General features: G+C 49.7%; 1 protein-coding gene. It reads right to left on the reverse strand.

All coding sequences use genetic code 11. The features are described 5' to 3' along the window. Position 1: 1 nt before the first annotated feature. Positions 2-1,192 carry an elongation factor Tu gene (gene tuf, locus ACO0LB_RS20425; protein ID WP_423052516.1) on the reverse strand — a complete coding sequence of 397 codons (1,191 nt, stop codon included), beginning with the start codon at positions 1,190-1,192 and terminating at the stop codon, positions 2-4. Between the last annotated feature and the right edge of the window lie 3 nt (positions 1,193-1,195).

Here is a 1,195-nt window from a genome sequence, read left to right on the forward strand (position 1 = left end):
ATTACTCGATAATTTTAGCAACGACACCCGCACCAACAGTACGACCACCTTCACGAATCGCAAAACGGAGACCTTCTTCCATCGCGATCGGGTTGATCAGTTTTACTGTGATAGAGACGTTATCACCCGGCATGACCATTTCTTTGTCTTTCGGCAACTCGATCGAACCAGTCACGTCCGTTGTACGGAAGTAGAACTGTGGACGGTAGTTGTTGAAGAATGGTGTATGACGACCACCTTCGTCTTTGGACAATACGTAGATCTCGCCTGTGAAGTGGCTATGTGGCTTGATGGAACCTGGTTTTGCCAACACTTGACCACGTTGGATATCTTCACGTTTTGTACCACGCAGCAATACGCCGACGTTGTCGCCTGCCTGACCTTGGTCGAGCAATTTGCGGAACATTTCAACGCCAGTACATGTTGTTTTGACTGTGTCTTTGATACCAACGATTTCGATCTCTTCGCCGACTTTGACGATACCACGCTCAACACGGCCAGTTACTACTGTACCGCGACCGGAGATGGAGAATACGTCTTCTACTGGCAACAGGAAGGCGCCGTCAACAGCACGTTCTGGTGTTGGGATGTAGGAGTCCAGTGCGTCAGCCAGTTTCATGATGGCTTCTTCGCCCAATGGACCTTTGTCGCCTTCGAGCGCCAATTTTGCGGAACCCTGGATGATTGGCAAGTCGTCGCCTGGGAATTCGTATTTGGACAATAATTCACGAACTTCCATTTCGACCAATTCCAACAATTCAGCGTCATCTACCATGTCGCATTTGTTCAGGAATACGATGATGTATGGAACACCAACCTGGCGTGCCAACAGGATGTGTTCACGTGTTTGTGGCATTGGACCGTCTGCTGCGGAGCAAACCAGGATCGCGCCGTCCATCTGTGCAGCACCAGTAATCATGTTTTTAACATAATCAGCATGGCCTGGGCAGTCTACGTGAGCATAGTGACGTGCTGCTGTTTCGTATTCTACGTGGGCAGTGTTGATGGTAATACCGCGTGCTTTTTCTTCTGGTGCAGCGTCAATCTGGTCGTAGGCTTTTGCTTCGCCACCGAATTTTGCGGACAATACTGTCGCGATCGCTGCTGTCAATGTTGTTTTGCCGTGATCCACGTGGCCAATTGTGCCTACGTTGACGTGCGGCTTGGTGCGTTCGAACTTACCTTTTGCCATTTT

It is taken from the genome of Undibacterium sp. SXout7W (genome assembly GCF_049339385.1).
GTDB lineage: Bacteria > Pseudomonadota > Gammaproteobacteria > Burkholderiales > Burkholderiaceae_D > Undibacterium.

Bases quoted from the DNA above. Each gene is read 5' to 3' on its own strand.
- tuf (WP_423052516.1), bottom strand. From the start codon at position 1,192: ATGGCAAAAGGTAAGTTCGAACGCACCAAGCCGCACGTCAACGTAGGC.